This window comes from Aquisalimonas sp. (assembly GCF_007120195.1).
GTDB lineage: Bacteria > Pseudomonadota > Gammaproteobacteria > Nitrococcales > Aquisalimonadaceae > Aquisalimonas.
The window spans coordinates 1-5,759 of record NZ_SKOG01000290.1 but is presented as its reverse complement, the minus strand read 5'-3'; the positions used below and the strand labels follow the sequence as shown (position 1 = coordinate 5,759).

Below are 5,759 nucleotides of genomic sequence, written 5' to 3'. Positions count from 1 at the left end.
ACGTGATGATGTCGATCTTCACCGCGGGATCGCGACCGGCAGTCTCGGCAGCGTCGAGCGCATTGTCCAAGAGCTCCTTGAGGATGACGGCACCGAACTCGCCGCGGGGCTGCCCCGTGAGTGTCTGCAGCTCCTTCACGCTGAAGTACTCAGCAGCGCGGCTCAAGCTGAACATTTGGCGGTCGAGGGTGACGGTCATGCTTGGGCCCCTTGGCAGCTGTGCTGATAACACTGTTTCGCGCGCATCATCGTTTGAACAGCTCCGGCTGCTTGGGCGAATCCGGCTTGACCGGCTTCATCTTGCGGTCGCACGGGATGCAGTAGGCCATGCTCGGCAGGTTGAGCGTCACTTCGCGCTTGCACTTGGTGCAGTAGTAGCGTCCGGGTGCGAGGGGCATCAGTTCGCCTCCGCCTTTGCTTCCCATGCCTGGTACGCCTGCCACAATCTCTCCAGCGCGTGCTCACGCTCGCCCAATAGGTACGCGCATGCCCAGCCCATGACGTGCCGCGGAGGATCCGGTACGCCGTCTAGTGTCACGTCGAGCACGCCGCTGCTTGCGGCTCGCACGAGCCGGTCCAGCTGCCAGGGCAGGGGGGGCACCGCGTCGGCGAGCGCAAGGTGCCGGAGCAGCTCACCTTTGTGGGCCGCCATGAGCTGCACCACCTCGTCGTCGAGCGGCTCGCTCGCCTGGTAGCGCAGCTTAGCTTCGAGCCTGACGCCCCGCTCGCGTAGCATCCGGTCCAGGGCCTCAGCGCTCATAGCTCGCCCTCGGTCCGGCCCACGTGGCGTTGTATGTAGTCGTCCGGCTTGGAATCGCGCGGCAACGAAACGCCCACTTCGCCCACTTCGCCCTGTTTGCCGTCCTGCACGTCGTTCTTAGGGTGGGCGTTTGTCGGGCCTTTGGGCGTTTGATCGCCCACTTCGCCCACTAAACGCCCATCTGTATCTGCTGTGCCTGACGCACTGTGGGCCTTGTGGGCGTTTTGGGCGTTTGATTGCGCCTCTGTTCTGGTCGGCGCGATGCTGTATATGCGGCGCTTGTCCCCAGCCCTCGGCTCGGTGATAGTCACTCCGACACTGCGAAGGGCAGGCGCCAGTCGGCGCAGGGCACCAGCAAGTCCGTGCGGGCTCTTCGGCCAGCCGTGCGGCGGTCGTTTGCCGCTATCAAGACCGATCCGAGTGTTGAGCAGCCCCAGCAGCTCGCCAGCGCGGCCGCTCCAGCCCTCGTCAGTAAGTTCGGCCAGCCACTCCCGCAGCACCGGTGCCACAGGGTCGCCGTCCAGGACGTTCTCGGTGAGGTTCGCTCGGGCGTCGGAGTATGCGTTCATGAACGTCTTCGGCTCCCAGCCCAGCGCCGGTTCGCAGGCCACGGCCCACTGTGCAAAATCGGCCATCCTCGGCAGCCCGTCGAGCTCGACGTTTGGCAGATTGGCGAGGCCGGCCGATGCGACGTCGAGCAAGGCGCCTAGCACACGCGGCCTCAGCGCCTCGAAGTCGGCCCAGATCTCGGCCTCGCGGCGCCGTTGGTCGTCGGCAATCGTCGGCAACGTCACGACGATGGCGCGGTCCGCTAGGTCGCCACGGGCGACGAAGTTGTCGATCCCGTTGAGCAGGATGGGCCGCTGGGAGTCGAACAGGATCTCGTCGTCGTCGCTGAACAGTTCGCGGGTGGATAGGCCTCCGCCGGTGGCGAGGATGCACAGTGCGTCCGACAGCCACACCTGTAGCGATGAGAGGTTGTCGAGTGCGATCACCCAGCCGTGGCGAGCCGCGATCATCAGGTCGCGCACCTCGCGGGGTGGCGTCCGCAAAGGTGACACGTTGGGATCCACCAATGAGCGCAGGATCCGCGCGGTTGTGCTCTTGGCGCTACCCTGCTCGCCCATGAGCACGAGGATGGGGTACGGCCCCTGTGGCCGGAGCGCCGCCAGCAGCCACGCCACGACGAGCGGCCAGTCCTCATCACGCACGTTGACGAGGCGCCGGAGCTCGGCGATACCGCCGCCGGCCTGTGGCGCAGGGTGCGGCAGCAGGCCCTTCGAGCGGATGAACCGCACCGGCGGCCGCGCTAACGGGTGCCAGCCTTTCGGCGTCACCCTTACGGCATCCCACTGGTCGGTGCCGAGGTCGAGCACAATGTCATCGCCGTCTCCGGCGAGCCGCGTGTGCACCGCGTACTCGTCGCCGTCGAAGCACGCCTTCGCTTCGAGCACGTTCAACGCGTCCTGCACGGCCTGCGACCCCGGTGCGGCCTTCTGTTCGTCGTAGTAGAGCCGGCCCAGCCAGCGCCGAACCGGCTTCGTTCTTAGGCGGTAGTGCTCGGCGTGACCGTCCTCGGAGATGGTGATGTACGGCTCGGCCGCCGGGTCGTGCCACAGTTCGGCGCCGGTGTCGGTGGCGAGGCCCACGAGTTGCGTGGCGATGGATTCCCGCTCGGCCGTTAGTCCGTTGGCGCCCAGATAGTCGCGAAAATCGGCTTGCAACCGCCCCAGCGGCATACCCGTAGCCCGTTTTAGCGCGACTTGCACCTGGTACACCTCACTGTGACTGAGTGCCAGCTCCACAGCGGCAGCGTGTAGCCGCTCCTGTACCTCGCTCAGCGTCTCCGGCGTCGCACTCTCTGCGTACTCGACGCATGCACGAAGGTCGTTCAGCTCCTGCATGACGCCCTCGCAGTTCGCCAGCGGGCACGCCTGCGCGTCGCTAGGGTCTGGGCGCGCCCTCTGGGCTTACCGCCCACCGCTGGTTCATAGCCGGCCTGTTTGGCTAGGTAGAAGACGCTCGCTGAAGTGATGTCGCTCGGATCCAGTGACTTCCATACCCGCTCCGCGTCCGTGGCGTCGTACTTGCCGCTGGTCCGGCTCCAGGCATCCCATACACTGAACGGCTGCCCGTCAGCCTTGAGCGCCATGCCGACGCGGATCCATGTCTCGCGGTCGTCGGCACTGATGTAGCCTAGCGCCCGCTCCAGCTCACCGTCAGCATCCGCCAGCGCGGCCTGCCAGCGCGCCCGCTCGGCTTCGCTCACCTTCGGCGCGGTGCGGATCGGCTGCAGCTCCGCCCCCGGGATGCATAGCTCGTGCCGGTCGCCGAGAATGAGCCCCTGCCGCCAGCCGGCGCACGGATCCGCCATGCCCTCGAAGATCGGTGCTGCCGTGTAGTTCGGCTGACTGCTGACGTACACCGCCGGGTCGATGGCCGGCACTCGCTTAGCCCAGCAGTCGTGCAAGGCGCGGTCTGGGATCGGCCGGTCGAGGTAGTACCAGAGGCCCAGCCGTGTCTCGCTCCAAGGCTTCACACCGGCGCTCGAGCTGAACTGGTAGAAGGCCGTGACAGCTTGAAAGTAGGCCGGTAGATAAGCCTCGACAACGCTCCGCACGGCCGCTTTAGGGTCGCGAACTCCTGTTATCAGCTCCCCTTCAACCTCGACGGCATCCGTTACCGGCATGGGCTGCCCGTCCATGTCGACCTTGATCCAGTGCAGCCCTTCGGGGTGCGGCATGAGGTCTGCATCTTCGCCGTGTACGCGTCTGTTGATGCCGTGTAGGCTCCGCCCTGGCTTGGGGATCCCGCGCACTACGAAGGCCCGCGGATCCGTGGCGAGGCGCCTTAGCAGCGTTGCCAGCTCAAAGACGCTTTCCACTTCGGCTAGGTGGGCATCGAATGTGCGCGCGTTACCGTAGGCGGCCGTCTCGATCCCGTCGGCCGTGCGTCGGTGGACTTTCGTTGCCAGCAGGGCAGGGTGGCGCGTGCGGAGAATCGTGATCGGCGTCATGCCGCCGCTCCGTCGTAGAGATCCACCGCGTGAGCGATCACGGCGGCGTCGATGATGAGGTCGAGCAACTGCTCATTGCCAGGCAGCTCGCCGGGGTTTTGGTCGGCAACCGTGGCCCAGAGCTCAAACATGCTGGCTGTGAGGGCCCGTCGCGCGTCTGGGATCGTGAGCTGGACTAGGCGCTCCTGCAGTGCATAAAACTCCACCTCGAGCGCACCGCGCGGGGCCGTCATGGTGCCCTCGCGAGAATGTGCGCCAGCGTGGCCCGATCCAGCCTCTGATAGCACCAGCCGCACTCGGCTGCCTCAGCGCCGTGCAGTGCGATCCAGCGCCGGCGGCACTCGGGGGCAGCGGGGCAGGGACTACCGTCTGAGTTTGTGACATTGTGCGGGGTGTCGTGGCACGGGCTGAGCTCAACTGCTAAACTGCACCTGTTCGAGTCTGCTCCGTCTTCGTGCCTGCCCGCGCTGTCCACGCGGGCTTTTCTCATGACGCCAGGTATTCCTCGATGGCCTGACGACTAACGATCCACCTCCGGCCCTCGCGCTTTGCCCGGAGCTTCTTGTCCTTTATGAGGCCCCGCACCGTCGGCACGCTCATGCGTAGTGCGATGGCGGTTTCATGGAGATTGAAAGCCAAGCCGGGATGGTCGACCTTCGTGCTGCGTAGTTTCGCTCGGTTTGCTTGCGCTACGTTCATTTTGCATAACCTCCAAATCGAGGTTATGCCGACCAGGATGCAAAATATACGGCGAAAAATGGAAGCCTAGCTTTTTCGCCTCATTTTCGGCCGCCCAGCCTTCTTTGGTTCAAGGTTTAGGCCGATGATTGCCGCTAGCGAATTTATGTTGTCTCTCACAGTGGTTCGTGAAAGTCGGAGATTGTATCGGTTGGCTATCGCGCCATGGCTCATGCCTTCAAATACATAAAGATACAGCCATTCATAAGCGGTTTCATCGTGGCCGCGATGCGTCTTTCTCACCTTGTCGGAGTGGTAATACTGATAGCCCTTGGCACGATATTCTGCCTCTTTTTCGTCGCAGTGGCGCTCCAGCTTGGCAATGGTCCGGTTCAACCACTGGGCTCGCGTCTCTAGCAATGGCTCCCATTGTCCACTAGGTAGAACAAGATCCTCTGGCAACGTAGTCCAATCAACCGTTTGACAGTAGGCATCTGGTTTATCGGCCGGGAAGACATTTTCCAAGAGCCAAGGTGATTCGACTCCCCGGCACTCTTCCTCATTAAAGGCCCATTGCTCCAGTACCCGCCAACCAAAGTCGAGAGGCCACTCCCCAAGCCCGCTTAGGCCGTTGCAATCACTCCATCTCTCGAGTGCGGTCCTAAGCTTGCCTTCGAGTTCGCCAAAGATTAGAGGTCCAGTGCCAAAGATGCTTTGCTCGCTAGCGTCAACCATATGCGTAAGAGCTATCTTTGTCTTCTCCAACAAGCCGAGCGAGAAAGTTAGCTCACCATAGTGCGGGAATACGTCGCTATACAGAGACTCAAGAACCCGAGGGCGATGTTTGCATATGGACTTAAAGAATAGTGCTCGTGCCCTACGCGATTGATTGTTATGATCTTTCCCTGGATCGAAGTACCTGGCAGAGCTCAAGCCCATAACCGCACCTCCGCCTCCGGGGCGCGGTAAACTGGCTTTGGCAGCAGGCGCTCCGCACCCGCGGGGCGTCTTTGTATTGTGAGCCTAACACGCCCCACAGAGCCATGCTTGCTACTGCCATTCTACTGCCAATATTGCCAATACGCCCTATTTTCGCGTAATTTTTCTTGGTTGCAGGCGTGGCAACTATCATTGTGCCCGACAATGCTTGCAATTGATGCCACTTTCGTCTATTTTGCGCCGTGGCACGCCTGGAAAGCGTGTATGTGGGGAGACCTGCATCGCGGGTTCGAATCCCGCCCTCTCCGCCAGACCCGGCAAGCTCGCGCCCGCGAGCGGGCACCGCCCGTCGCCACCGCCTCCGGT

At 63.1% G+C, this 5,759-nt stretch carries 8 protein-coding genes; all 8 read right to left on the bottom strand.

Annotated features, from left to right (window positions below):
* Nucleotides 1-199: hypothetical protein (locus QZT63_RS19830; protein WP_290653778.1), on the bottom strand; the 199-nt coding region annotated here is incomplete at its 3' end.
* A gap of 46 nt (nt 200-245) precedes the next feature.
* Nucleotides 246-398 (bottom strand): hypothetical protein, encoded by a 153-nt coding sequence (locus tag QZT63_RS19825; RefSeq protein WP_290653777.1) that lies wholly within the window; start codon nt 396-398, stop codon nt 246-248.
* Nucleotides 398-760 carry a hypothetical protein gene (locus QZT63_RS19820; protein ID WP_290653775.1) on the bottom strand — a complete coding sequence of 121 codons (363 nt, stop codon included), beginning with the start codon at nt 758-760 and terminating at the stop codon, nt 398-400. The genes QZT63_RS19825 and QZT63_RS19820 overlap by 1 nt, the downstream gene beginning before the upstream one ends.
* Nucleotides 757-2,529 carry a hypothetical protein gene (locus QZT63_RS19815; protein WP_290653773.1) on the bottom strand — a complete coding sequence of 591 codons (1,773 nt, stop codon included), beginning with the start codon at nt 2,527-2,529 and terminating at the stop codon, nt 757-759. The genes QZT63_RS19820 and QZT63_RS19815 overlap by 4 nt, the downstream gene beginning before the upstream one ends.
* 122 nt (nt 2,530-2,651) lie before the next feature.
* Nucleotides 2,652-3,776, bottom strand: a complete 1,125-nt coding sequence (locus QZT63_RS19810) for a PriCT-2 domain-containing protein (protein ID WP_290653771.1) — start codon at nt 3,774-3,776, stop codon at nt 2,652-2,654.
* Nucleotides 3,773-4,009, bottom strand: a complete 237-nt coding sequence (locus QZT63_RS19805; protein WP_290653770.1) for a hypothetical protein — start codon at nt 4,007-4,009, stop codon at nt 3,773-3,775. Before QZT63_RS19805 ends, QZT63_RS19810 begins: the two co-directional genes overlap by 4 nt.
* 253 nt (nt 4,010-4,262) lie before the next feature.
* Nucleotides 4,263-4,475 (bottom strand): helix-turn-helix domain-containing protein, encoded by a 213-nt coding sequence (locus tag QZT63_RS19800; protein ID WP_290653769.1) that lies wholly within the window; start codon nt 4,473-4,475, stop codon nt 4,263-4,265.
* A 66-nt stretch (nt 4,476-4,541) separates the two neighbouring features.
* Nucleotides 4,542-5,189, bottom strand: coding sequence for a hypothetical protein (locus QZT63_RS19795; protein ID WP_290653767.1), 648 nt, complete (start codon nt 5,187-5,189; stop codon nt 4,542-4,544).
* Between the last annotated feature and the right edge of the window lie 570 nt (nt 5,190-5,759).